Source organism: Actinomadura alba (genome assembly GCF_014323705.1).
Classification (GTDB): domain Bacteria; phylum Actinomycetota; class Actinomycetes; order Streptosporangiales; family Streptosporangiaceae; genus Actinomadura_C; species Actinomadura_C alba.
The window spans coordinates 1-1,249 of record NZ_JABVEC010000090.1 but is presented as its reverse complement, the minus strand read 5'-3'; the positions used below and the strand labels follow the sequence as shown (position 1 = coordinate 1,249).

At 67.2% G+C, this 1,249-nt stretch carries 1 protein-coding gene; it reads left to right on the top strand.

Going from position 1 to position 1,249, the window contains the following annotated elements; translation table 11 throughout:
- The first annotated feature begins 112 nt into the window (after positions 1-112).
- The gene (locus tag HKK74_RS38850) at positions 113-1,240 is read left to right on the top strand and encodes an IS5 family transposase (RefSeq protein WP_281398228.1); all 1,128 of its coding nucleotides are present in this window, start codon (positions 113-115) and stop codon (positions 1,238-1,240) included.
- The last annotated feature ends 9 nt before the right edge of the window (positions 1,241-1,249 follow it).

The window sequence follows — 1,249 nt, the reverse complement described above, 5'->3', positions numbered from 1 at the left end:
AGAGCCTGTTAGCGATCGGTTTGGGTGGGTTGGCGTGTCGGCTCTGGAGACAGGAGAGGGCTTCTGGTAGTCGAGGGAGTGTCTAGATCACTCGCCTGCCAGAAGCCCTTGGATGACTGTCTACCGGTTTCCTGCCGCCAGCGCCAGTTGTGTTGTGCCCGGTTGTCTGTGCCGGGATCGGGTCCGGTCGTATCCGTCGGATCTGACCGATGAGCAGTGGCGGGTGCTGCGGCCGGAGGCCGAGGCGGTGATGGCCGGGTTGCGCAAGGGCCCGGGCGGTGCGCCGATGCGCCATGATCTGCGGGCGGTGCTGGACGCGATCGGCTATGTGACCAGGTACGGGATCGAGTGGCGGGCCATGCCGGTGGACTTCCCGCCGTGGCCGGCGGTGTATGCGTTTTTCGAGCGCTGGTCCGCCCGGGGGATGCCGCAGCGCTTGGTGGATCGGCTACGCGGCCGGATCCGGGTCGCGGCCGGCCGCAAGGAGACGCCGACCGCGGCGGTGATCGATGCGCAGAGCGTGAAGGCGGCCGAGACCGTCGGCTCGGCCACCTGCGGGTACGACGGCGGTAAGAAGATCAAGGGGCAGAAGCGGCATATCGTGGTCGACACCCTCGGCCTGCTGATCTGCGTGATCGTCACCGCGGCCTCGGTGCAGGACCGTGACGGCGCCGCTCCGCTGCTGGCCCGGCTGACCGAGAAGTTCTCCACCATCAGCCTGGTGTGGGCTGACGGCGGTTACGCCGGACGGCTGGTCACCTGGGCCAACAAGGCCCTGGCCTGCACCGTCGAGATCGTCAAGCGCAGCGACGACATGAAGGGATTCGTCGTGCTTCCCCGCCGGTGGGTGGTGGAGAGGTCCTTCGCCTGGCTGATGCGACACCGCCGTCTGGTCCGCTGCTACGAACGAAAACCCGAGCATCACGAAGCCATGGTGCTGTGGGCCGCCGTCCACCAGATGACCCGCCGCCTCACCCGTGACCTGGCAGGACTACCGGCCCACGGCCGCTGGAGCGAACCTCCACCGCTGCCGGCGCCAACCAGCCCCGACCGGCGCGGCAAGGTCCTCGAACTCCTGGCCACCCAGCCCTGGCGGGCATGGAAGAGCACCGAACTGGCCGCCATCCTCGGCATCGACAACGTCAACAGCTTCCGCGTCCAACTGTCCCAATGGTCACACCAAGGCCACATCAACAAGATCGGCCCTGCCCTCTACGGACCCGCACTTAAGCATCTGTGAACAGGCTCT

What these genes read in the sequence shown, in the direction of transcription:
- HKK74_RS38850 (WP_281398228.1), top strand. Translation starts at nt 113, where the DNA reads ATGACTGTCTACCGGTTTCCTGCCGCCAGCGCCAGTTGTGTTGTGCCC.